The 25,060-nt window shown below is 66.5% G+C and carries 11 protein-coding genes; 2 read left to right on the top strand and 9 right to left on the bottom strand.

Annotated elements, in window-relative coordinates:
• Positions 1-2: 2 nt before the first annotated feature.
• Positions 3-3,095, bottom strand: coding sequence for a multidrug efflux RND transporter permease subunit (locus ABRP30_RS23585; protein WP_349974835.1), 3,093 nt, complete (start codon positions 3,093-3,095; stop codon positions 3-5).
• Positions 3,092-4,255, bottom strand: coding sequence for an efflux RND transporter periplasmic adaptor subunit (locus ABRP30_RS23580; RefSeq protein ID WP_349974834.1), 1,164 nt, complete (start codon positions 4,253-4,255; stop codon positions 3,092-3,094). Before ABRP30_RS23580 ends, ABRP30_RS23585 begins: the two co-directional genes overlap by 4 nt.
• A 443-nt stretch (positions 4,256-4,698) precedes the next feature.
• Between ABRP30_RS23580 and ABRP30_RS23575 the strand changes: the two genes are divergently transcribed.
• Together ABRP30_RS23575 and ABRP30_RS23570 are read left to right on the top strand one after the other, a co-directional pair.
• Complete coding sequence (locus ABRP30_RS23575) at positions 4,699-4,953, top strand: hypothetical protein (protein ID WP_267818654.1); 255 nt, start codon at positions 4,699-4,701, stop codon at positions 4,951-4,953.
• Complete coding sequence (locus ABRP30_RS23570) at positions 4,946-5,197, top strand: DUF3077 domain-containing protein (protein WP_241804135.1); 252 nt, start codon at positions 4,946-4,948, stop codon at positions 5,195-5,197. Before ABRP30_RS23575 ends, ABRP30_RS23570 begins: the two co-directional genes overlap by 8 nt.
• A gap of 115 nt (positions 5,198-5,312) precedes the next feature.
• Here the strand turns inward: ABRP30_RS23570 and ABRP30_RS23565 are convergent, their stop codons facing one another.
• The 7 genes from ABRP30_RS23565 to ABRP30_RS23535 form a co-directional block, all read right to left on the bottom strand.
• Positions 5,313-6,047 (bottom strand): YkgJ family cysteine cluster protein, encoded by a 735-nt coding sequence (locus tag ABRP30_RS23565; RefSeq protein WP_349974833.1) that lies wholly within the window; start codon positions 6,045-6,047, stop codon positions 5,313-5,315.
• Complete coding sequence (locus ABRP30_RS23560) at positions 6,044-6,355, bottom strand: hypothetical protein (protein ID WP_349974832.1); 312 nt, start codon at positions 6,353-6,355, stop codon at positions 6,044-6,046. The genes ABRP30_RS23565 and ABRP30_RS23560 overlap by 4 nt, the downstream gene beginning before the upstream one ends.
• 97 nt (positions 6,356-6,452) lie before the next feature.
• Positions 6,453-7,352 carry a chemotaxis protein gene (locus tag ABRP30_RS23555; protein ID WP_241804138.1) on the bottom strand — a complete coding sequence of 300 codons (900 nt, stop codon included), beginning with the start codon at positions 7,350-7,352 and terminating at the stop codon, positions 6,453-6,455.
• A 242-nt stretch (positions 7,353-7,594) separates the two neighbouring features.
• Positions 7,595-8,779, bottom strand: coding sequence for an HlyD family type I secretion periplasmic adaptor subunit (locus ABRP30_RS23550; RefSeq protein ID WP_241804139.1), 1,185 nt, complete (start codon positions 8,777-8,779; stop codon positions 7,595-7,597).
• Positions 8,776-10,944 carry a type I secretion system permease/ATPase gene (locus ABRP30_RS23545; protein ID WP_349974831.1) on the bottom strand — a complete coding sequence of 723 codons (2,169 nt, stop codon included), beginning with the start codon at positions 10,942-10,944 and terminating at the stop codon, positions 8,776-8,778. The genes ABRP30_RS23550 and ABRP30_RS23545 overlap by 4 nt, the downstream gene beginning before the upstream one ends.
• On the bottom strand, positions 10,941-12,374 hold the full coding sequence (locus tag ABRP30_RS23540) for a TolC family outer membrane protein (RefSeq protein WP_267818642.1): 1,434 nt from the start codon (positions 12,372-12,374) through the stop codon (positions 10,941-10,943). Before ABRP30_RS23540 ends, ABRP30_RS23545 begins: the two co-directional genes overlap by 4 nt.
• Before the next feature lie 63 nt (positions 12,375-12,437).
• Positions 12,438-25,040, bottom strand: a complete 12,603-nt coding sequence (locus ABRP30_RS23535; RefSeq protein ID WP_372490357.1) for a BapA/Bap/LapF family large adhesin — start codon at positions 25,038-25,040, stop codon at positions 12,438-12,440.
• Between the last annotated feature and the right edge of the window lie 20 nt (positions 25,041-25,060).

Genomic DNA, 25,060 nt, shown 5'->3' with positions numbered 1-25,060 from the left:
TCTCAGTGGGTACTCGGCGCGACCGCGCTGGCGGCCTTGGGGCGATGGAACAGGCGCTCCAGCGCCAAGTATATGACCGGGGTGGTGAACAGCGTCAGGGCCTGGCTGACCAGCAGGCCGCCGACCACAGCGATACCCAGCGGCTGGCGCAGCTCGGCACCGGCGCCAAAGCCGAACATCAGCGGCAGCGCGCCGAGCAGGGCGGCCAGGGTGGTCATGATGATGGGCCGAAAGCGCGTCAGGCATGCCTGGTGGATGGCCTGCTCCGGCGTCAGGCCACGCTGGCGCTGAGCTTCCAGGGCAAAATCGATGAGCAGGATGCCGTTCTTCTTGACGATGCCGATCAGCAGCACCACCCCGATCAGGCCCATGATGCTGAAGTCCTGGCCCATCGCCCACAGCAGTATCAACGCGCCCAGGCCCGCCGACGGCAGGGTCGAGATGATGGTCAGCGGGTGCACCAGGCTCTCGTAGAGCACGCCAAGGATGATGTACACCGCCACCAGTGCGGCGAGGATCAGCCACGGCTGGCTCGACAGCGAACTTTGGAACGCCTGCGCCGCGCCCTGGAAGTTGCCGCTGATCGAATCGGGCATGCCCAGCTCGCGCTGGGTGCGCTCCAGGATCGCCACCGCATCGCCCAAGGCCACGCCGGGGGCCAGGTTGAACGACAGGTTGGCGGCCGGGAACAGACCGTCATGGCTGATCGACAGCGGCCCGGTGCTGGGCGCGGCGACATGCGCCAAGGCTGACAGCGGCACCATTTCGTTGGTCAGCGGCGAGCGCAGGTAGAAGAAATTCAGGCTTTCGGCCTTGCCGCGCTGTTGTGCGTCCAGTTCCAGGATCACCTTGTACTGGTTGGTCTCGGTCTGGAATTCGCTGATCTGTCGCTGGCCAAAGGCGTCGTACAGCGCCTGGTCGACGTCGGTGGTGGTCAGGCCGAAACGGGCCGCCGCCTGGCGGTCGATGTCGATGCGGGTAACGCTGGCGCCCAGTTGCAGGTCGTTGGACAGGTCACGCAACGCCGGGTTTTCGCGCAGGCGCTCGGTCAGGCGTTGGGTCCACAGGTTGAGGGCGACGCCGTCGTTGCTCTTGAGCACGTACTGGTATTGGGTGCGTGACGGGCCGGAGCTGAGGTTGATGTCCTGGCCGGCACGCATGTACAGCACCACGCCAGGCACCTGCGCAAGCTTTGGGCGCAGCCGGTCGATCAGCTCGCTGGCCGAAACATCGCGCTCGCCGCGGGGCTTGAGGGCGATCCAGAAACGGCCGTTGGCGATGGTCTGGTTGCTCCCGGTAACGCCCACCGAATGGGAGAAGGCCCTCACGGCGGGGTCGGCTTCGATGATTTTCGCCAGTGCCAGGTGCTTGTCGATCATCGACGGGTATGACACATCCGCCGCCGCTTCAGTGGTGCCAAGAATGAAACCGGTGTCCTGCAGGGGGAAAAAGCCCTTGGGGATGGCCACGTAACCCACCACAGCCAGGGCCAGGGTCAGGCCGAACACGCCGAGGGTCAGGCGCTGGTGGGCCAGGGCCCGGTCCAGGCCCTTTTCGTACCACTTCACCAGCCGCTCGCCGAAGCCACCTTGATGTGCCGAGGGCGGGCGACGCATTAACAAGGCGCACAGGGTCGGTGCCAGGGTCAGCGACACGACCACCGAAATCAGGATGGTAGCGGTGGCGGTCAGGGCGAACTCCTTGAACAGCCGGCCAACCACCCCGCCCATGAACAGCAGCGGAATGAACGCGGCAACCAGCGAGAAGCTGATCGACACCACGGTGAAGCCGATCTCGCCTGCCCCTTTGAGCGCTGCCGTGCGGCTGTCTTCGCCGGCTTCCAGATGACGGTGGATGTTTTCCACCACGACGATGGCGTCGTCCACCACGAAGCCGACAGCAATGACGATGGCCACCAAGGTCAGGTTATTCAGGCTGAAACCGAACACGTACATCAGTGCGCACGTGGCGATCAGCGACACCGCCAGCACACTGGAGACAACCAGGGTGGCCGACCATTGGCGCAGGAACAGCGCCATCACCCCGATCACCAGGGCCACGGCGATCATCAGCGTCAGTTCCACCTCATGCAGCGACGCGCGGATGGTCCGGGTACGGTCCTGCAGCACCGACACCTCGACCGAGGCCGGCAGCATCTCCTGCAGCTTGGGCAAGGCGCCGAGCACGCGGTCCACGGTTTCGACGATGTTGGCGCCAGGCTGGCGGAACACCACAAGGTTCAGCCCCGGCTGGTTGCCGGACCAGGCTTTGACGTAGGCGTTTTCGGCACCGTCGATCACCTTGGCCACGTCCTGCAGGTGCACGGGGGCGCCGTCGCGGTAAGAGACGATCAGCCTGGCGTAGTCCTCGGGGTGGAACAGCTGGTCGTTGGCGGCGATGGTCGACACGCTGTGCTCGCCATACAGGGCGCCCTTTGCCAGGTTCAGGCTGGTCTGCTGGATGGCCTGGCGCAGGTCGGCGAGCGTAAGGCCCATGGCAGCGAGCTTTTCCGGCTGCGCCTGCACACGGATGGCCGGGCGCAACTGGCCGGTGATGTTGATCAGGCCGACGCCTTCGATCTGGCTCAGCTGGCGTGCCAGCAACGTCTCGGCATAGTCGCTGAGGTCATTGCCAGGCATCTGCGCGGAGCTGACGGTGAGTACCAGCACCGGGCTGTCGGCCGGGTTGACCTTGCGCCAGGTCGGTGGGTTGGGCAGGTCCTGGGGCAGGCGCGCGATAGCCGTGTTGATGGCCGCCTGGACTTCCTGGGCGGCAGTGTCGATGTTCTTGTCCAGGGTGAACTGCAGGATCAGGGTGGTGGAGCCCAGTGCGCTGCTACTGGTCATCTGGGTCATGCCTGGGATGGCGCTGAACTGCACCTCCAGCGGCGTGGCCACCGAAGAGGCCATGGTTTCCGGGCTGGCCCCAGGCAACTGGGCGGTGACTTGTATGGTCGGGAAGTCGGCTTCGGGCAAGGGCGCCACGGGCAGCCGTGGAAAGGCGATGGCGCCTAGCAGTACCAGGGCGAAGGTCAACAGCAATGTGGCGATGGGGTGGTCGATGCACCAGGCCGATACACTGTTGCGGCTATTCATGGCTGGCCCCGGCCATCGGCCATTTCCGACGGTGGCGGTGCGTCCGGGGCGACCTCCACGCGCGAGCCGGGCTTGAGCCGCGACTGGCCATCGAGCACCAGACGCTCGCCCGGTTTGACCCCGGCAATGATGTTCAGCCCGCTGTCCTGGTACAGCACTTTGACTGGCACACTGGTGACCTTGTCACCGTCCAGGCGGTAGACGAAGTGGCCATCGGCGCCGCGCTGCACCACCGGCGGTGGCACCACCAGGGCGTTCTCCTGCACCGCGGTGCGCAAACGGATGGTCACCAGTTGCCCTGGCCACAGCCGGCCGTCCTTGTTGTCGAATTCAGCCTTGACCCGCACCGTCCCGGTGTTGGCCGAAATCTGGTTGTCGATCAACGCCAGGTGGCCCTCACCCAGCAGGGTGCGTTCGCCATCGGCGTCCATGTAGGCCTGCACCAATGCAGGGGCCGACGCCTTGAGCAGGCCTTGCAGGGTTGGCAGCATCTGTTGCGGCAAGGAGAACTCGACCGCGATGGGGTCGATTTGGGTCACGCTGAACAGGCCCTGCGTATCGCTGGCGCGCACCAGGTTGCCGGGGTCGATGTTGCGGATGCCAACGCGCCCGGTGACCGGGGAGCGAATCTGCGTGTAGGAGAGTTGCACTTCGGCATTGGCGATGGCGGCCTGGTTGCCTTTTACGGTGGCCTGCAGCTGATTGACCAGCGCCTGTTGCTGGTCGAGGGTCTGCTTGGACACGCCGTCATCGCTGCTGAGCAGGCGGTAACGCTTGAGGTCTACACCGGCGACCTGGATTTGCGCCTGGCTCTGGCCGAGCTGCGCGCGGGCCTGGTCCAGGCTGGCGCGGATGCTGCGGTCGTCAAGGGTTGCCAGCAGGTCGCCTTGCTTTACCCACTGGCCCTCTTTGACCAAGACCCGGGTCAGCACCCCTTCGACCTGCGGTTTTATTTCGACGCTGTGCAGCGACAGCACTGAGCCGATGGCGCTGGCGTAGCGCGGCACGTCCTGCTGGGCAACGCTGACCACGCGCACCGGGATGGCGCTTTGCGCGCGCGCAACCGGCGCCTCGTGGCGCTGGCCATACCAGATGCCCAAGGCTGCGAGGGCGAGCAGGGCGGTGGTAGCCAGCAGGAGAGGGCGGGTAGGACGTCGCATCGGCGCGGGCACCTTGGCCAAGAGGGAGGTTGTATTGAAGCTTATAGCGCTCTGACCGGGTCGGCAGCGTGACAGCTGGCTGACAGCGCTGACAGGTTGGGTGGCTTAGCTGGCAGTCCTTAGCGCGTAAGAAGATTCTGAATCTGAAACCAGATGCTTCAAGAGTGCGGCCATGAGGAATTATCCTACGCGCTCTGTCGGATGGCGTCTGATAGTCGGGGAAATGCTTCAGCGATAACTTCGCGGTTCGCCACAACGGCGAGCGGCTGTGAGAAGCTGCGGTCTTCCCCTCGTCATGGCTTCATGTCATGGCGGCCGTGCGCGTGAGACTTCGGTCTGGCCGCAGATGGGGAGCGGTTTTCTCACCTCGCGTACGGCTGCCACCCTATCCGTGAGAAAGAGAAGGTGGTCGCTATTCAGGTAAATCCCTAAGAGATTTAGTCATGAAGAAGATCGTTCCCGATCCACCGACCTCATTCCCTATCCCTTACATCACAATAATCGCCGGCCTCTCCGCCGAGGACGCCAAGGCTCACGCTGCCACGCTGATGGACTGCTTCTGCAAAACCAGCCAGCTCTACCTCGACACCGAAGCCGAAGACCATCGCTACGCACTGCTGGAAAACCTCGGCATCCTCACTGAACTGCTGCGTGTCCTTGTCGCCCATATGGCGATGCAGGAGATCAACCGTGAGTGATGAACTGAAACTGCGCAGCACAGCCGGTAAGGAAACATTCCTCGGCTTGTACGCCATCCAGCCGGGCATACCGCTCAATCATGCGTTCGATGAGCTGTCGGTCTTGCTCGGTTGTATCCGGCATTTGAGCGAGGAAGCCGAGATGGAGGGCAACATGATCGCTGGCAGTGCGGCACGCATTCTCAGTGCCATGGCCAAAGCATTGATCAACGACATGGAAATGGGCATGAACCGCAGCGCCTAAGCGGTTGTGGGGCCGCTTTGCGGCCCATCGCCGGCAAGCCCGGCTCCCACTTGGATTGCGCTGGCCTCTAGAAATTGGGCAAGACGGTTGCTTGCACAGCTAAAGCGCAGGCTTGTCAGAAGCCGATGAAGGCGTAGTACTGCGAAGGCGTGTCGCCGGCCTGCAAACCCTGCGCCTGCAGGCTGGCCAGCAGGGCTGCGTCCTGGACGTGCAAGGCCCACGGCGCGCCGTGCGGTGCCGGTATATCCGCCAGCGCTGCAGCCAAGGCCCCCATATCTGGAAGGTAGGCCGTGAAGCCATTGCCCTTGAGCGCGCTGATGGTCATGCCCAAGGCCTGGCACACGGCAACCTTGGCCGCGATGTCATCGCGATCTGCCTGCTGGGACGCCTGCACCAGTGCCTGCAGCGCCGGGTCCACCGGCAATGAACCATGAATCAGCTCAGGCCCTTGCTCCCAAGCCTCGGGCGGGCAGTCCTTGTTCTCTGGCCGAAGTGGAATGTGCGGGTTGATTTCCACCGGGTAGATGCGGCAAACCAGCGGCCGGCTCTCGTAGATGGTGCACAGGTCGTTTTCGTCCAGGTTGCGGCAGCGCCCAGGGTTGAACGCGGCAAAGGTCACCGAAACCCGCACCTCGCTGTCGCCACAAGGCACCGGGTGCGAGCGGCGCAGCACATGCTCACGCTGGTCTGCCGGCATCCCTGGGCCGTCCTCCACAAAGGCTTCGATCAGCACCACCACCTGGCCACCGGAGGCCGCCCACTGGCGCGCCTCGGCCAAGGTCAGTGGCACATGGTGGCCGGTGCAGCACTTGCCACAGCCGGTACAGGCAAAACGCAAAGAGTCGTTCACTTGGCGCCCAGGCTCCATTCGCTGACGAAGGCCCGCTGCTGCTGGCGGTCGTACAGGCACAGCTCGGAGCCGGTGCGTCGCTGCATGTGCTTTTGTGGATACACCCCTTCGATGACCAGGGCGCTGAAGCCCACCTGGTCATCGAACTCCGCAGGTTTGCCGCGGGCGTGGGCATCCTTGAACTGGCTGGCAGCCAGGCAGGCCTTGAGCATCTGCTGGCGTTGTTCGTTCCAGGCCTGGCTGCTGGAGGCCTGGGCAACACCGCTGAAAACGGCGCAGGCGATCAGGAGAGAGCTGAAAAACTTCATACGCTATACCGTGAAACGTTCGAGGGTGGCGAAGTATGACCGACTCATCCCTGGCAACAGGCCAGGGAGTTTGTCGCTGGATATGACAGCACGGCCTTCATCGTTCGGCAAACACTACCGTGCGCGCCGCCACCACCAGGCAATCGGTCAGCTCCGGGGAGGAGAACTTGGTGAGGATGGCATTGGCCCCGGCCAGCCTGGCCTTTTCGGCACTCATCGCGCTGTCCAGCGAGGTGTGCAGCAGCACGTAAAGGTGCTGGAAGTCCGGTGTTTCGCGCAGCGTGCGGGTGAAGGCATAGCCGTCCATCTCCGACATCTCGATGTCGGACACGATGATGTTTATCTCCTGCGCAGTACCTTGCAGCTCCAGCAGCACGTTGATCGCATCCTTGGCACTGCGGGCGGTGTGGCAGTCGATGCCCAGGTTACGCAGGGTGTGCACCGACTGCTGCAGCGCCACTTGGCTGTCGTCCACCACCAGGATGTTGGCGGCGGCCAGCAGGCTGGCGTCTTCTTCGTTCAGTTTGCCCGGAGCAGGCTCCGGCTCCGGCGGGGCGATGGCGTGGATCACCTTTTCGATGTCCAGCACCTGCACCAAGGTGTTGTCGACGCGGGTCACGCCGGTGATGAACGAGCGGTTGCCCGAGCCAAAGGGCGGCGGTTTGATGTCGGTGCTCAGGCAGTGGACGATGCGGCTCACTGCCTGCACATGCAGGCCCTGGCGCGAGCGGCTGATCTCGGTGACGATCAGGCAGCCACCGTCGGGGTCGGCCAGTGGGCGTTCACCGATGGCCCGCGACAGGTCGATCACCGACAGCGGGTTGCCGCGCAGGGTCGCCACGCCTTTCACGTGGGGGTGCGATTCGGGCAACTTGGTCAGCGACGGGCAAGGGATGATCTCGCTGACCTTGAGCAGGTTGATTGCCATCAGCTTGCCGCTGCGCAGGGTGAACAGCAGCAGGGACAACGCGTCCGCGCGGGCATTTTGCGTGGCCATGGTGACCTTCATGGAAGACAGGGGATAACCGGTTATCGGCCTGTTCGGGCCAGGCTTTAACTTGGCGGTAGCCTTCACTGGCCCTATCGCCGGCAAGCCGGCTCCCACAAAGTGGACCTCCACAATACATTGGGTTGGTGTCCAACTTCCTGGGGACAGTTCGGAGCTGCCTTACCCAAGACTTGGAAGCTGACACGGTCCCGGTGGGAGCCGGCTTGCCGGCGATGGCCGCGCAGCGGCCCCTAGCGCTCGCGCAAGGCTTCCTTGGCCCGGTTCAGCGGCTTGATCAGGTAATCGAGAATGGTTTTCTCACCGGTGCGGATATCCACCGTGGCAATCATCCCCGGCACGATCGCAAAGCGCTTGCCGGCCTTGTTCTGCAGGCTGTCCTGCTCGGTACGGATGAACACCCGGTAGTAATAGATTTCCGGTTTCACCTCATCCTGCAGGGTGTCCGGCGAGATGCCCACCACCTTGCCTTCCAACCCACCATATACCGAATAGTCATAGGCACTTATCTTCACCTTGGCCGCCTGGTCGGGGTGGATGAAGGCGATGTCGCGGGGGGCGATGCGTGTCTCGATCAGCAAGCGTTCGTCCATCGGCACGATCTTCATCACCTGCCCACCAGGCTGTACCACCCCGCCCAGGGTGTTGACCTCGATGTCCTTGACGATGCCCCGCACCGGCGAGCGCAAGGTCAGGCGTGACAGCGAATCGCTGCGCCCGCGGATCACTTCCGAGAGGCTGTCGGCTTCGGCGCTGGCCTTGGCCAGTTCTTCGCGGGCGCGTACCAGATAATCGGAGCGCGCTTCGTTGGCCTTGAGCTCGAGTTCCGAGCGCTGGCGGTTGAGGCGGATCACTTCGACCCGGCTGGAGGCCCCCATCTTGGCGAGGTTCTCGGTAATCTGCAGTTCGCTGCGCACCAGCCGCAGCGAGTCCTCGATACCCGCCAGGGTCTGCTCCAGGCCGCGGCGGCGGGTCTGGTACAGCGCGGTTTCGGCGTCGATCAGCTCCGGCGAGTCGCGCAGGCTGTCAGGGAAAACCAGCGGCTTGCCGGTGACCTCGGCGCGCAAGCGGGCAACGCTGGCGGTGGCCGCACGGTACTTGGCCTCACTTTCACCGACACTGGAGGCCGTCTTGGTCGGGTCGAGCTGGGCCAGCACCTGGCCGCGCTCGACCAGATCGCCTTCGGCCACGTTCATCTCGGCGACGATGCCGCCTTCGAACGACTGGATCACTTGCTCGCGCGAGCTGGGGATCACCTTGCCGGTGCCGGTAGAGACTTCGGTGACCTCGAACCAGGCAGCCCAGGCCAGGAACGCGGCCAGCATCAGTGCGCACACGGTGATCACGCGGCCGGCGCGCAGCACGGCCTGATCGTCCTGGCCATCGAGGTAGGACGCGGGGAGTTCATGGTTGCTCATGCCTGCGCTCCTTGCAGTTTGGCCAGGGCGGCGTCACGGCTGTCGTCGATGACGATGCGCCCGCCTTCGAGCACGATGATCCGCTCCACCCGTTGCAGCACACTCAACCGGTGGGTGGCGATCACCAAAGTGCGGCCTTGGCAGAAGCGGTCGAGGTTATCGAGCAGCTTGCGTTCGGTCGTGTCGTCCAGCGAGGCGGTGGGTTCATCCAGCAGCAGTACCTGCGGCTGGCGCACCAGCAAACGTGCCAGCACCAATGCCTGACGCTGCCCGCCGGACAGGCCCAGGCCGCCTTCCAGAATCAGGTGGTCCATACCTTTGGGCAGGCGGCGCACGAACTCCAAGGCGCCCGTGGCGGCCAGCGCGGCCACCAGCTCCTGGTCACTGGCCTGGCCGGCGCCGAGGGTGAGGTTCTCACGCAGGGTGCCGTGGAACAGCCGCGCATACTGCGCCAGCAAGCCGACGTCCCGGCGCAGGTCGGCCGGGTCCAGGTGGGCCAGGGCAATGCCGTCGAGCGTGACCTCGCCTTGCACCAGGTCCATGGCACCGCCCAGCGCCTGCAGCAGCGTCGACTTGCCGGCGCCATTGCGCCCCAGCACGGCGATGCGCTCGCCCGGCCGGATGTCCAGCTGGCCGATGTTCAGCACCGGAGGTGCCTCGGGGTCGTAGCGGAAGTTAGCCTGGCGCAGCCGGTACTCCCCGCGGATGGCCGGCAGGTGTACCCGGGCTTCGCCTTCGGGGTGATCGACCGGCGCCTGCATCAGTTTGTCCAGGCCCTGTAGCGCCACCTTGGCTTGTTGCCAGCGGGTCAGCACATGGGTCAGCTGCGCCAGCGGCGCCATCATCCGCGAGGACAGCATCGAGGCGGCCACCAGGCTACCGGTGGTGAGGTCGCCGGCAATCACCATCGGCGCGCCGATGACGATGACCACGGCAAACACCGCGCCTTGCACGTTCTGGGTCCAGGTCACCAGGCCGTTGGTCAGGGTGCGCAGATGCAGGTTGGTGTGCGCGCAGGCTGCGTTGTACTGGTTCCACTGGCGTTCGAAGCGCGCTTCGGCCTGCAGTGCCTTGATTTCATCCAGGCCCTGAACGCTTTCCACCAGCATGGCGTTGCGCAGGGACGATTCGCGCATCGAGGCATTGGCCAGGCGTGCCAGCCGGCGCTGCGCCAGCAAACCAGGCAGGAGCATGGCCAGCAGCGCCAGCAGCGGGATGAACACCAGCACGCCGCCGATCAGCCAGAACACGAACAGGAACAACAGGAAGAACGGCAGGTCGGCCAGCGCGGTGGCGGTGCTGGAGGTGATCAGGTCGCGGATCGACTCCAGCTCGCGCAGTTGCGAAATGAACGAGCCGGTGGATTTCGGCCGCGCCGAGTTGCGCAGGCGCAGGGCATGGCCGTAGACCAGGTCCGACACGCGCAGGTCGGCGCGTTTGCCGAGCAGGTCGGTAACCTTAAGGCGCAGCAGGCGCATGCTGAAATCGAACACCAGCGCCAGCACCACACCGCCGAACAGCACGTACAGGGTGGGCAGCGATTCGGCGGGGATCACCCGGTCATACACCTGCATCGAGAACAGCACGCCGGCCAGGGCCAGCACGTTGGCCACCAGCGAGGCGACCATCACCTGCCCGTACGGGCGCAGGTCGCGCAGCACGATGCGGGCGAACCAATGGCGGTCGTACGGGGCGGTGTAGTCGTCGGTACGCACGTCGCGCAATGGCCGTGCCGGGCGCATCAGTGCCACGCGGTTGATGCGCCCTTCGAGCGCTTCGCGGGGCAGGCGCGAGGTGAGGCCCTGGTCGCCGGCGAACACCACGGCCAGCTGGTTGTCCTCGGTCACGGCTTCGACCACAGCCAGCTGGCCATCGTTGAGTTCGAGCACCAGGGGGGTACGCCATTGCCGCAGGGCTTTGGCATCGAAGCGCACGAAGCGCAGGGACAGGCCGGCCTGGCGCGCCATGTGGCGCAGAATTTCATCCAGCGGCCGGGCATCTTCGACCGCCGCCAGGCGGATGCGCTGGGGCGATACATCCAACCGGTAGTGGTGGGCGACCTGCAGCATGACTTCAAGCCAAGGGCCAAGGTCCGGCCGATGGACGACAGCTGGCTCCGGGTTTTGCTGCTGCGTGGCTTGGCTCAGGTTGACCGTATCGTTCATGGCTCGATCTCCACCCCTTGCAGGTTGCGCCCTTCGAGGCCCAAGGCCATGCGCAGGGCGCCGGTGTTGTACAGGCAGTCGACATCCAGGCGCAGCAGGTCGGAACGGGTGCCGGCAAGTTCGAAGCGCGACTGGTAGATTTCCTGCTCGGCATTGAGCAGGTCGAGCAGCGGCCGTGTGCCCAGGTCCAGGTATTGCCGGCCGTAGAGCATGCGTGCTTCCTTGATGCTGGCCTGGCGCGCCTGGAGCGAACTCAGCCGGCGGCCCAGCCCCGAGGTTTGCGCCATGGCTTCGGCCAGGCCGCGGCGGGCCTGCAGGCGTGCAGCGTCTTCGGCGGAGTCGGCAGCGGTCAGGGCATACCCGGCCGCGCGGCTGCGGGCGCTGATGGCACCGCCTTGGTAGATCGGCACCTCGAGGTTCAGGTAAATGCCCGCCTGGGTGCGGTCGAGGCGGTTGTTGTCGCGGTCGTAGTCGTTGTCCAGGTAGTGGTTGACCTGCGGCTGCAGCGACAGCGTCGGGTAGGCCTCGGCCTTGGCCTGTGCCAGTTCGGCTTGGGATTGTGCGCGCAGGGCCAGGGCCATGAGCACTGCAGGCAGGCGGTCGTCGCCCTGTGGTGGGCGCTTGCAGGCCTGGTCGAGTTCGGGGGGCGTTTCTTCGGCCAGGGCCGGCGGTGAAACGCGGCCGAGCAGGGCGGCGAGGGTAGAGCGCCAGCGCTGGTACTGGGCCTGATATTCCTCGAGGGTCGCGCGGGCGCCTTCCACCCGGGACTCGGCCTGGACCACGTCGGAGCGCGTGCTGGCGCCCATGTCGCTGCGCTGGCGCGCCATGCCGGCAATAGCATTGACGCCGTTGATCTGCTCACGGGCAATCACCATCAGCTGCTCGTAGCGGCGGGTTTCGATCCAGGCGTAGGCGGTATCGCGGGCCAGGTCGTCGATGACCAGCAAGATGTTGGCCTGGGCCCGGGCGGCAGCGGCCTTGGCGGCGTCGACGGCGCTGTCGACCTTGCCGAAATCGTAGAGCATCTGCTTGAGCGACAGGTTCAGCGCCTGGCTGCTGCGGTCGCCGCCATACCCGCTGTCATAGCCGGTGCGGATACCGCCGGACACCTGCGGGTAGTAACCGGCGCGCGCCACGTTGATGCCTTCGCCTTGCTTGTACAGGTTGCCGACGGCTTCAGCGATGCTGGGGTGCCACTGCGCAGCGGCCAGCACTGCCTCGGCCAGCCCGAGCCGATCGCCATGGGTGGCGGCCTGGCCTGCCGCGGGGCGGGCAGGGATGGCATCGGGGGCATCGCGTAGCAGTGACGGGCCGATGGTGCGTAGCGAGGGGTCTATGTCATCGGCTGCCTGCGCAACCGGGTTCCAAATCAATGCCAGGAGCGCGACGGCTCCCGGCAACAGCGGTGACAGCGGACTGCTTCGCTTCACATAATTCCCTTACTGCTGATCGTCCTTGCCGCCGGGCATGGCGCCCGGCGGGTTACTGCGGCCTCAGACGACATGGATGCCGTTCTGCACCCACAGGTGGTGGCTCGGATCCTCCTGGGCCGTGTATTGGTTATAGTCGATGCCGTCGGCGCTCTGGCTGCCGGTCAGGCTCCAGTTATCGGTCATGTGCACCGAATCCTTGTCGTCACCTTTGATCAGCAGCGTGCTGCTGCCGCTTTCGGTGACGGCCACCACATCCGCCAGGCTCAGCGTCAGGGCCACTGCGCTGGTGTCGTTGAGGTCGATGATTTCGATGTCGTGGACACGCTCAGCCAGGGAGCCCAGGTCGATGCTGGCATCGCCGCCGCCCCACAGCAGGGTGTCGGTACCACTGCCGCCGTCGACGCTGGCAAAGGCCTGGTCGACCACCACGAGGGTGTCGTCGCCCGCCCCGCCTTGCAGGCTGATGTGCCCGCCCTGGCTGCCATCGAGGTGGTCATTGCCATCGCTGCCGGCGATCACCTCGGTCGATGCGGCCGCGGCCACACTAGCCAAGGTCGCCCCCTCGTCACCGCTTTCAGCCAGCAGCGAAGTGGTCGCGGTAAACCCGGCAGCGTTGTCCAGGTTGATGGTCAGCGTTGCGGTATCGGTGGTGCCGTTGGGGTGCGTCAGTTCGTAGGTGAAGGTGTCCTGTTGGCCGATCACTGCCGAGGTCAGGCCCTCCTTGAGGGTATAGGTGTAGCTGCCGTCAGCGTTCACCAGAAGCGTACCGTAGGTGCCGGCCACGCTGACGCCGTTGTAACCGGGGATGGCGTAAGTGTTGGCCGCTACCAGCACGCTGAGCACGGTCAGCGTCGAACCGAGGTTGTCGGCACCGCCCCCGGCGGTGTCGGTCAGCAGGTTGCCGGTCACGGGGGTGTAGCCGCTGACCACGAACTCGTTGGTGTGCGTGGTGGTGGTGTTGAGGCTGGTGGTGATCGAGCTGGCCAGGCCAATGCCACCTGCGCTGACACGGATCTCGTAGGTACCGGCGCCCTGGTTCTGGAAGGTGTAGGCCGAACCGCCGCCGAGCAGGCTGACCAGCGACCCACCGGGCACAGACTGCACGAGGACGTACTGGCCGGTAGCCGTGTTGAGTTTGTAAAGGCCGAGGGTGGTGCCGTTGAGCAGGCCCAGCAGGTTGGCGGAGTTGAGTACCACTTGCAGGTTGGCGGTGGTGTCAGCGGCAACGGTGGTGGTGTAGGCCGCTTGCCGCGAGCCGATCAGCGGCAGGGACAGTGTGCCCAGTGTGGCGCTGGCGGTGTCCACCCGGTTCGCCAGGCTGATGTTGGTGCTGTCGATGTCGTTGACGGCATCGACCACCGTGGCGGGCGCGCTGAGGTTGCTGTCGCTCCAGACCTCCGTGGCTTGCGGGCTGTCGATCCGCACATAGAGGTTGGCGACATCGGTCAGGCCGTTGCCGTGCACCAGTTGATAGCTGAACACGTCCACCTTGCCGACGCTGGCGGGGGTGCCGTTGGGCGTGTAGGTGTAGCTGCCATCGGCGCGGATCACCAGGGTGCCATACAGGCCCTGCACTTCGGTGGCGCTGCCGGCGGTGACGTAGCTGCCGTTCTTGAGCACTTGCAGCACGGCACTGCTGTCCGGGCCACGGGCATCGGTGGTGCCGTCGACCCCGGGGTCGGTGATGACGTTGCCGGTAGTGGGGGTACCGGTGCCGGTGAACTGGGTCAGGCTGGTGGTTTCGATGTCCAGCGTGGTGGTCACGTTGGTCACCAGGCCGATCCCGCCGCTGCCGACGGTCAGCCGGTACTCACCGGCTTGCAGCTCGCCGATGTCGACGCGCACCCCTTGGCCCAACGGCAACAGGATCAAGTCCAGCAGGCCCTGGCTGTTACCGGTCGCTAACGTGACCCAGGCCCCGGCAGCATTTTTTACCTGCAAGGTGAAGGTGGTGTTGTCGAGCAGGGCCAGGGCACTGCTTGTGGTCAGCGTCAAGGTAGGGTCAACCGTGGTGCCGGCCCCGACCGTCCAGGTGTAGGTCTTGCTGAAGCCCGTCAGCAGGGTGGTGAAACTGTCGGTGTAGGTCTGCGTGGCGACAACCGGTGCCAAGTTGACGGTGGCGGTTGCCAGGTTGTCGCTGGCGATCACCGGTGCATTGGCGTCGACGTCCGGCGCGGTGATGGTGACGTTGCCGGATACGTTGTTGCGGGGGTCGGTGAGCGACACCGACAGGCTCTGGCCGTTGTCCTGGGCAGGTGTCAGGGTGACGGAGAAGGTGCCGTCGGGCTGCACCGTGCCGGTTTGCAGGACGGTGCCGTTGGCGCTACGCACCGTGACCGTGGCGCCAGCCTCGCCGCTGCCGGTCAGCGTGCTGCCGTCGGCGCTGATCACCAGGTTGCTGGCCAGCGCTGGCGGGGTGAGGTCTGGAGCGGTCAGTGCGGTGCCGGTCGAAGCGTTGCCGCTGGCGTCGGTCAAGGTGACCGTCAGGGCCTGGTTGTCGATCTGCGCCGCCGCCAGGCTGACCACGAACAGGCCGTTGCTGCCGACTGTGGCGGTGCCGAGCACGGTGCCTGCCGCGTCGCGCACGGTGACGGTGCTGCCGATCTGGCCAGAGCCGCTGACCGTGGTGCCGTTGGCGTTGATGGCGGCCACTGGCGCCGCGGGTGGCGTGGTGTCGGGTGCTGTGACGCTGGCGCTGCCGGACTGGTTGCCGGCGGCATCGGACTGGCGCACGGTGAGCAACTGCCCGTCGTTCTGCGTGGTGGAGAGGTTGACGGTGAAGCTGCCATTGGGTTGCACCACGGCGCTGCCCAGCGGCCCGCCCGGGCCGGTGACGGTGACTGTCGCGCCGGGCTCGCCGACACCGGTCAGCACGGTGCCTGCGCCGCCCACGGCCAGGTTGGTCGGTGCCGCCGGCGCCTGAGTGTCCGGCGCGGTATAGCTGGTGCTGCCCGAGGCATTCTGTGCCGCGTCGACCTGCGTCACACCGAGTACCTGGCCGTTGAGCTGCGCGCTGGCCAGGTTGATGCTGAACACGCCGCCCGCGTTGACCACGCCGGTACCGAGCACATTGCCGTTGGCATCGCGCACGGTGACTGTGGCATTGGCTTCACCGGTGCCGGTCAGCACCAGGCCATTGGCGGACAGCGCAGTGACCACCGGGTTGGCCGGCGGCGTGGTATCGGCCGCCTGCACGAACACGGGTTGCGACTCAGTGCCCGCCACCGCCTCGGCAGTGACCGACAGCGATTGGCCATTCAACTGGGCGCTGTCGAGCTGCAGACTGAAGTCGCCGTTGCCGTCCGCTGTACCAGTACCGATCACATTGCCCTCACTGTCATAGACAGTGATGGACGCCCCGCTGGTGGCGTTACCCGTGAGGGTCAGGCCGTCAGGGTCCAGCACCACGTTGGTCGGGGGCGCTGAGGGTGGAACATCCGGGGTGAGGTAGGTCTGTACTGGCGAGGGGTTGGTACCGTCGTTTTGGATCACTTCCAATGTGACGTCTGCGCCAGGTGCGGGGGCGAGGTCGATGGAGAAGTTGCCATTGGCATCGACCACGCCGGTGCCGATTACAGCGCCTCCCAGGCTGACCGTCACTGTAGCGTTGGGCTCGCCGCGCCCGGTCAGCACGTCGTAGTCGGCATTGATGGCCAGATTGGTCACCGGTGCAGGCGGCGACGTGTCGCCAGCCTGGTAAGTGGCTGGCAGCGAAGCGTTGCCCGCCTCATCAAGGGCGACCACGGTCAGCAATTGGCCGTTGTCCTGTGCCGGGCTCAACGTCACGCTGAAGGTGCCGTCTTGGTTGGCCTGGATGGTGCCGAGAATGGTGTTGTCCGGGCCACGCACGGTGATGATGCTGTCGGGTTCGGCACTACCGGTCAGCAGCGTGCCCGTCGCGTCCAGCGCCAGGCCGGTGGGTTGCCCCGGTGGCACCAGGTCCGGGGCGGTCACTTCGAGTGGCGCGCTGGGGTTGCCGGTGGCGTCCTGAGCGACCACGGTCAGTACCTGGCCGTCGATCTGTGGGGTGGTGAGGTCAAGCACGAAAGTGCCATCAGGGTCGATCACCCCCTGGCCGACCATGTCGCCACGGTCGTTCATCACGGTGATGCGCGCCCCTGCTTCGCCGCTACCGGTGAGCTGGGTGCCGCTGGCGTTGAGCACCGCGACCACCGTGGCCGGCGGCGTGGTGTCGGCTGCGGTGGCCGAGCTGATGGGCGATACGTTGTCGCTGTCGTCTGTCAGGGTTACCTGAAGCGTCTGGCCGTTGAGCTGCGCCGAGCTCAGATCGACCACGAAGGTACCGTCGGCCTCCACGGTGGCGGTGCCGATTTCAGTGGTGCCCAGGTACACGCGTACCGTGGTGCCCGCTTCGCCGACGCCGCTTAGCTGATCGCCTGCAGCATTGAAGCGCAATTCGGTCGCCGCTGCAGGGGGCGTGAGGTCGGGGGCATCGACGGTGACCGGCGCGCTGATGTTGCCGGGTGGGTCGGCCTGCTGTACCGACAGCACTTGCTGGTTGATCTGGGCGGGCGACAGTTCTACTGAGAAGCTGCCGTCGGTGAGCACAATGGTCGTACCGAGCACTACGCCTGCGGCATTGGTCACCGTGACGGTGGCGCCTGGTTCACCCTGGCCGGTGACCACGCTGCCATCGGCATTGATCGCCACCTGTGTGAGGATGGCCGGCGGCGTGAAGTCGGGCGTTTGCAAGGTGGCGACCGCCGACACGTTGCCGGCTGCGTCGGCCTGGCTGAGGCTGAGCAGTTCGGCGTTGCCCAGCGCCGGGTTGAGCGTGACGGTGAAATTACCGCTGGCATCGACCACTGCCGTGCCGATTTCGTCGCCCTGGGCGTTGGTCACACTCACCTGTGCGCCGGGCTCGCCGCGGCCGGTGAGGGTAACCCCGTCGCTGGAAATCGCAAGCTCGGTGGGGGCGGCTGGAGGGGTGGTATCGGCTGCGGTGATGGGGCTGGGGTCGGACTGGTTGCCGGCGGCATCGGTCAGTACCACCTGCACCTGCTGGCCGTTGGCTTGTGGCGCGCTGAGCGTGACCTGGAAGGTACCGTCGGCGCGGACCACTGCGCTGCCCAGTGTACTGCCATCGGCAGCCAGCACTTTGACGGTGCTGCCGGCCTCGCCGGTACCGTTGAGCACGCTGCCGCCGCCGGCGAATGCCAGGTTGCCAGCAGCCTCGGGCGCCACGCGGTCGGGCGCAGTCAGGCTGACACTGTCGGACTCATTGCCCGCGGCGTCGGTCTGCTGTGCACTGAGCTGCTCGCCATTGATCTGGGCGGTACTCAGGCCAATGCTGAAATTACCATCGGCACCGACCACAGCGGTGCCCAGGTCGACACCGCCTTCGCCGAGCACGGTCACCGTGGCGCCCGGCTCACCTCGGCCGGTGAGCGTCAGGCCATCGGCGCTCAGCACCAGGTTGGTCAGCGCTTGTGGAGCGGTGGTGTCCGGCGCCTGCAGGGTCGCAGGCAACGAAGCACTGCCATCGGTGCCCACGGCACTGACCAGCAAGACTTCGCCGTTGGCCTGAACGCTGTCGAGGTTGACCGTGAAGCTGCCGTCATTGCCCACTGGCGCAGTGCCCAACAGCACGCCGTCAGGGCCATACACACTGACGGTGCTGCCGGGGGATCCATTGCCGGTAACCACCAGGCCATCGGCTGAGAGCGTCAGGTTGTCCGGAATGTCCGGTGCCAGGTCGCCCGGCGCGGTCACGGTCTGTGCCGGCGAGGTGTTCTGCGCGGCATCGGCCTGGGTCACGCTGAGGTTTTCGCCGGCTATCGCTGCAGGGCTGAGCGCGACGGTGAACCGGCCATCGCTGCCGACCGTGGCGGTCCCCAGCGAGGTGCCGTCGGGCGCGCGCACGGTGACCGTGGCGCCGGCTTCGCCGGTACCGGTCAGGCTGGCGCCGTCGGCAGCGACGGCCAGGTTGGCGACGGCGGTGGGTGGTGTGGTATCGGCTGCGGTGTAAGGCGCGGCAGGCGACACGTTGCCTGCGGCATCGGTGGCCGTAACCTGCAAGGTCTGGCCGTTGGTTTGGGCGCTGCTCAGGGTGACCTGGAAGGTGCCATTGCTGCTGGCCACGGCGGTACCCAGGATATTGCCTGCGGCATCACGCACGGTAACGGTGCTGCCTGCTTCGGCGCTGCCGCTCAGTTGCACGCCGCTACTGGCCAGGGCGAGGTCGGTTGGCGCCGCGGGTGGGGTGAGGTCCGGCGCTGTTACCGCAACGGGCGGCGAGGTGTTGTTGCCCGCGTCGGTCTGGGTCACGCTCAAGTTCTGGGCGTTGAGTTGCGCGCTGGTCAGGGTGAGGGTGAAGCTGCCGTTGGCGGCCACCTGGCCGGTGCCAATGATGGTGCCATCGGGGCCGCGTACCGTCACGCTGGCACCCGCTTCACCCAGGCCGGTGAGGGTCAGGCCGTTGTTGTTGAGCACCACATTGGTCAGCGGGGCTGGTGCGGTGAGGTCGGGTGTACTGAGGGTGACAGCAGGCGAGGTGTTGCCAGCTGCATCCAGCTGGCTCACACCGATCGCCTGGCCAGTTGCCTGTGGCGTATCGAATGTAACCGTGAACCGCCCATCGGCGCCCACGGTCGTGGTGCCGACCACGGTGCCGGCGGCGTTGCGCACCTGCACGGTGGCGCCGGCTTCGCCACTGCCTGATAGCTGCCTGCCATCGGCGCTGAGCACGGGGTTGCCGACCGCCGCCGGTGGCGTGCGGTCCGGTGTCGCCAGGCTCGCCGGGCCAGAGATATTGCCAGCGGCATCGCTGAGGGTCACCTGCAGGGCGCTGCCGGTGGTTTGCGCACTTGGCAGGGTGACCTGGAACTCGCCGCTCTGGTTGACAGTGCCGGTGGCCAGTACTGCGCCACTGGCATCGCGCACAGTAACGGTGGCGCCGGCCTCACCCTGGCCGCTGACGACGGTTGCCGCGCTGTTCAGGCTCAGGCCGGCGGGCGCATCAGGCGCTTGCAGGTCAGGCGCCTGCAAGGTTGCGGCCAGCGAGCTATTGCCCGCCGCGTCGCTCTGGGTGACGGTGAGGTTCTGGCCGTTGGCTTGCTGGGGTGTCAGTGTGACGCTGAACAAGCCGTTGCTGCCAACGATGGCGGTGCCCAGTTCGGTGCCTTGGGCATCGACCACGCGCACGGTCGCGCCCACCTCGCCCTGGCCGGTGAGGGTACTGCCGCTGCCGTTGAGGGCAAGCTGGGTGGGGGCATCCGGGGCGGTATTGTCTTCGGCCACGATTGTGGCCGGTACGGAAGGTTTACCGCCGGCTGAAAGGCGTGCGCTGACCTGCAGGGTCTGGGCATTGAGCTGGGCGTCGCTGAAGAACACGCGGAAGATGCCGTCGCTGCCGACCGTCGCGGTGCCCAGCGTGGTGCCGCCGGAGGTCACGGTGATCAGCGAGCCCACGGTGCCTTGGCCGGTCAGGAGGAAGCCGTCGGCACTGATGGTCAGCGCCGTTGGTGTGGCGACCTCGGTGCCGTCTGGCCCGTCCACGTTTACTGGGGTCTCGTTGCCAGCGTCGTCCCGGACCACCACCTGCACGGTGTCGCCGGCAACCAGGGGTGGGTCGACTTCGACCACGAAGGTGCCGTCCGGCCCGGCGGTTGCGGTGCCCAGTTCAGTGGTGCCGTCGCGAACGATGATGGTGGCGCCGGGTTCGGCAGTACCCCCGATGGTCCCGCCATCCGGGCTGATCGTGATGTCGGTGGCCGCATCAGGCGGTGTGGTGTCCGGCGCGGTGACGGTCGATGCGCCAGAGTCATTGCCGGCCCCGTCGCTGACCACCACGGTCAGGGTCTCGCCATTGGTGAGCGGGGTATCAAGCGGCACGCTGAAGCTGCCGTCGCCGTTCACTGCAACGGTGGTGGTATTGCCACTGGGGTCGGTTACCGTGACCGTACTGGCCCCGGGGGCGTTGCCGGTCACCGTGGTGCCATCCGGGCTGACGTCTACATCGGTCGGCAGCGCAGGCGGCGTGAGGTCCGGCGCAGTGGCCTGGGCAGCGAGGGAGGTGTTGCCGGCTGCATCGGTGAGGGTCACCTCGAGGCTCTGCCCATCCAGTTGCGCTGGCGACAGCGGCACGCTGAAGTTGCCGCCCACTGGCACCACGACCGTGCCCAGCAGGTCGCCGTTGGCATTGCGCACTTCAACGGTGGAGCCGACCTCCCCGTTGCCCTGCAGGGTTGTGCCATCGGCACTGACTTGCACGCCGGTCGGGGTGGCAGGGCCGGTTGAATCGTCGGCGGTGAAGGTGGCCGATGGCGAGGCATTGCCCTGCTCGTCGACAAGCACCACCGACAGGACTTCGCCGTTGGTCTGGGCAGGGGCGAGGGTGACGGTGAAGCTGCCGTCGGGTTGCACTTGGGCATCGCCCAGCAATTGCCCGCCAGCATCGCGCACTTCTACGGTGGCGCCTGGCTCACCTTGCCCGCTCAACACACTGCCATCGGCGCTCAGCCCCAGGCCTTGTGCAGGTTGCGGTGCTTCGAGGTCGTTGGCGGTGACGGTGTCGGCAGTGGAGGTGTTGCCCGCCGCGTCCGCCTGGGTGACGGACAGCGTCTGGCCGTTGAGCTGCGGTGGGTCGAGGGTCACCCGGAAGCTACCGTCGGCCTCCACCACGGCGGTGCCCACTACTGCGCCGCCGGTGCCGATGACGCGCACCTGCGCGCCGGGCTCGCCGCTACCGGTGAGCACGCTGCCATCGGCGGAAAGGGCCAGGCCGGTGGGGGTGTCGGGCGCCTGATTGTCCGGGGCTGGCAGGTCGACCGCTGCAGACACGTTACCGGTTGGGTCGCGTTGCTCCACGGTCAAGGCCTGGCCATTGGTCTGCGGTGGGGCAAGGGTGAGCTCGAAGGTACCGTCGCCGGCCACCTCGACGCTGCCCAGTACAGTACCGTCGGGGCTGCGCACGATCACGGTGGCACCCGGTTCGCCAGTGCCGCTGACGGTGGTGCCGCTGTCGTCGATGCTCGGGTTGCCGACGACTTGCGGTGGGGTACTGTCGGGAGCGGTGAAGTCGACCGGCCCGGCACTGTTGCCCAGATTGTCGGTGGCCTCTACGGTCAGGCTCTGGCCGTTGCGCTGTGGCGAGTCGAGGGTGACATCGAAGCGCCCGTCGGCGCCGACTCTCGCGGTGCCCAGTACGGTGCCGTCCTCCGCGCGCACCGTGACGATCGAGCCGCTCTGGCCCTGGCCGGTGAGGTGCAGGCCTGTGCTGTCGATGGCCAGCGCGGAAGGTTGCAACGGGCCGTCCAGATCCGGCGCGGTCAGGGTTGCGGTCGATGTGTTGCCGGCAGCGTCACTCAGCGCCACGTCGAGCATCTGGCCATTGGTCTGGGCCGGTGTCAGGGTGACGGTGAAGACGCCGTTCGCACCCACCACTGCCGTGCCGAGCACTGTGCCCTGGGCATCGCTGACCTGCACGGTGGCCCCGGGTTCACCGCGGCCGGTGAGGGTGACGCCATCGGCGCTCAGGGCCAGGTCACTGGCAAGGTTGGGCGCGGTGATGTCCGGTGCGCCGACCTGGGTCGGCAGCGAGCTGTTGCCGTCTGCGTCCAGGGCCACCACATCGAGCAGTTCGCCATTGGCTTGAGGGGGGTTCAGGCCGACGGTGAAGGTGCCGTCATTGCCCACTTGCACGCTGCCCAGCACATTGCCTTGGGCATCGCGCACTTCCACAAAGCTGCCTGCAGGCGCCGTGCCGCTGACGGACGAGCCATCGGGGGCCACCACCAGCCCGGCAGGGCCTTCCGGTACGGGCGTCTGCGGCACGGTGATGCTCAGCTCAGGCGATGCATTGCCGGCAGCGTCGGTTTGCACCAGCACGATGCTTTCGCCCGCCACCACCGGAGCATCCAGTTCGACCAGGAACGTGCCGTTGGCTGCCACCGTGCCACTGCCGATCACATTGCCGTCGGCATCCAGCACTTGCACGGTGGCACCCGCTTCACCGCGGCCCGCGATCACGGCACTGCCGGCGCCCACTATCACGCCGGTGATCAGTGCCGGGGGCGTGATGTCCGGCGCGGTATACGCCAGTGGTGCGGAACTGTTGCCAGCGGCATCTGTGACCGTGATGGCCAAGGGTTGGCCGTTGGCCTGAGCAGGGTCGAGGGTGAGGCTGAAGCGGCCATCCGGCCCGGCGATAGCGCTGCCGATCAGGTCGCCGGAGCTGTCGCGCACTTCTACCCGTGCACCGGGTTCGGCGCTGCCGGTCAGCGTCTGGCCATCGGTGAGCGTCAGCCCGGTCGGTTGCCCGGGAGCTACCAGGTCCGGTGCCGTCAGCGGGCTTGTCGGTGATACGTTGCCAGCGGCATCGGTCAAGGTCACTTGCAGCGACGAGCCATCGGTCACGGGCGTGGTCAGCTGCAGGGTGAAGGTGCCGTCAGGCTGCACCGTCCCAGTGCCCACGACCTGCCCCTGGTCGTTCGTTACGGTTACCGTTGCACCTGCTTCACCGCGCCCCGATACGGTACGGCCATCGCCGCTGATGATCAGGTCAGTGGCGGGCGCCGGCGCAGTGGTGTCACCCCCGCCGGTATCGATGTCCGGCGCGTTGACGGTGCCGGCAGTGGAGGTGTTGCCGGCGGCGTCACTGGCAGTGACTCGCAGCGCCTGCCCATCGGTTTGTGGGGGTTGCAGGGTGACGTTGAACAGGCCGTCGGCACCTGCCACGGCGGTACCCAGCACGGTGCCGTCGGCGGCACGCACTTGCACGGTGGAGCCGGGCTCGGCACGGCCGCTGACGACTCTACCGTCAGCGCTGACAGCCAGGTCGGTCGGTGGCGCGGGCGGGGTGGTGTCAGGCGGGTTGCCAGTCCCGTCATCGGGTGCGTTGATGGCGGCGGCCGGTGAGGTGTTGCCAGCGGCGTCACTGGCAGTGACTTGCAGCGCCTGCCCATCGGTTTGTGGGGGTTGAAGGGTGACGTTGAACAGGCCGTCGGCACCTGCCACGGCGGTACCCAGCAGGGTGCCATCAGCGGCACGCACTTGCACGGTGGACCCGGGTTCGGCACGGCCGCTGACGATCCTGCCGTCGGCGCTGACAGCCAGGTCGGCCGGCTGCGCGGGCGGGGTGGTGTCGGGCGGGTTGCCAGTTCCGTCATCTGGTGCGTTGATGGCTGCGGAAGGTGAGATGTTGCCAGCGGCGTCACTGGCAGTGACTTGCAGCGCCTGCCCATCGGTTTGTGGGGGTTGAAGGGTGACGTTGAACAGGCCGTCGGCACCTGCCACGGCGGTACCCAGCAGGGTGCCATCAGCGGCACGCACTTGCACGGTGGACCCGGGTTCGGCACGGCCGCTGACGATCCTGCCGTCGGCGCTGACAGCCAGGTCGGCCGGCTGCGCGGGCGGGGTAGTGTCAGGCGGGTTGCCAGTCCCGTCATCGGGTGCGTTGATGGCTGCGGCAGGTGAGGTGTTGCCGGCAGCGTCACTGGCAGTGACTTGCAGCGCCTGCCCATCGGTTTGTGGGGGTTGCAGGGTGACGTTGAACAGGCCGTCGGCACCTGCCACGGCGGTACCCAGCACGGTGCCGTCGGCGGCACGCACTTGCACGGTGGACCCGGGCTCGGCACGGCCGCTGACGACTCTACCGTCAGCGCTGACCGCCAGGTCGGTCGGTGGCGCGGGCGGGGTGGTGTCGGGCGGGTTGCCAACCCCGTCATCGGGTGCGTTGATGGCTGCGGCAGGTGAGGTGTTCCCGGCAGCGTCACTGGCAGTGACTTGCAGCGCCTGCCCATCGGTTTGTGGGGGTTGCAGGGTGATGCTGAACGCGCCGTCGGCGCCTGCCACCGCGGTACCCAGCACGGTGCCGTCGGCGGCCCGCGCTTGCACGGTGGACCCAGGTTCGGCACGGCCGGTGAGTGTGGTTCCCTGCTCGTTCACGGCCAGTTCGGTGGGCGCCACGGGGGCGGTTGCATCCGGCGCGGTCACGTTGCCAGGCTGCGAGATGTTGCCAGCCGCGTCGGTCAAACTGACGTCCAGGTTTTCGCCATTGACCTGGGGTGGGTTCAAGGTGACGGTGAAGGTGCCGTCGGCGCCCACGGTACCGGTGCCCAACAGGTTGCCAGCGGCATCACGCACGTTCACCGTGGCGCCTGCTTCGCCGCGGCCGGTGAGGCGCAAGCCATCGGGCGATACCAGCAGGTCGATCGGTGTGGCGGGTGGCGTGGTGTCACCTGGGGCGGAGCCGCCGCTGCTACCGCCACCACCGCCGCTGCCTGCGGCGGCGGCAGCGCCACCAACACCCAGCAGGCTCAACCCGGCAATCGCCCAGGTTGGGGTTTCGCTGCCCGCGACGCCGATGCCGGCGACCAGGTCATCGAGCGAGTCGACTTCCTGGAAGGTGAAACCGGTGAAGGCTTCGGCATCGTAGTTGGCGTACCACAGGGTGCCGTCTTCACCGACGAAGACCATGTCACTGCCCACACCTGCCTGGTCCACGGCAAAGAAGTTGCCGACGGTGACCTTTTCCCCAGACTTGAGGGTGACGATCAGGTCCTGACCGCGCCGGGTCACGGTTGCCACCTGGTCCGGCGCAACGGGCATCTGCACCACGCCTGGGCTGTTGAGCGTGATATTGCCCCAGGCATTCTGGGTGGCGACGGTGGTTTGCTTGTCGGCAACGACGATATTGTCCATGGAGGCTCCCTGCTGATGTG

This window comes from Pseudomonas sp. WHRI 8519 (genome assembly GCF_040224055.2).
Taxonomy (GTDB): Bacteria; Pseudomonadota; Gammaproteobacteria; order Pseudomonadales; family Pseudomonadaceae; genus Aquipseudomonas; species Aquipseudomonas putida_X.
Note: the sequence above shows the minus strand (reverse complement) of the source record. Positions and strands in the feature narration are given on the sequence as shown.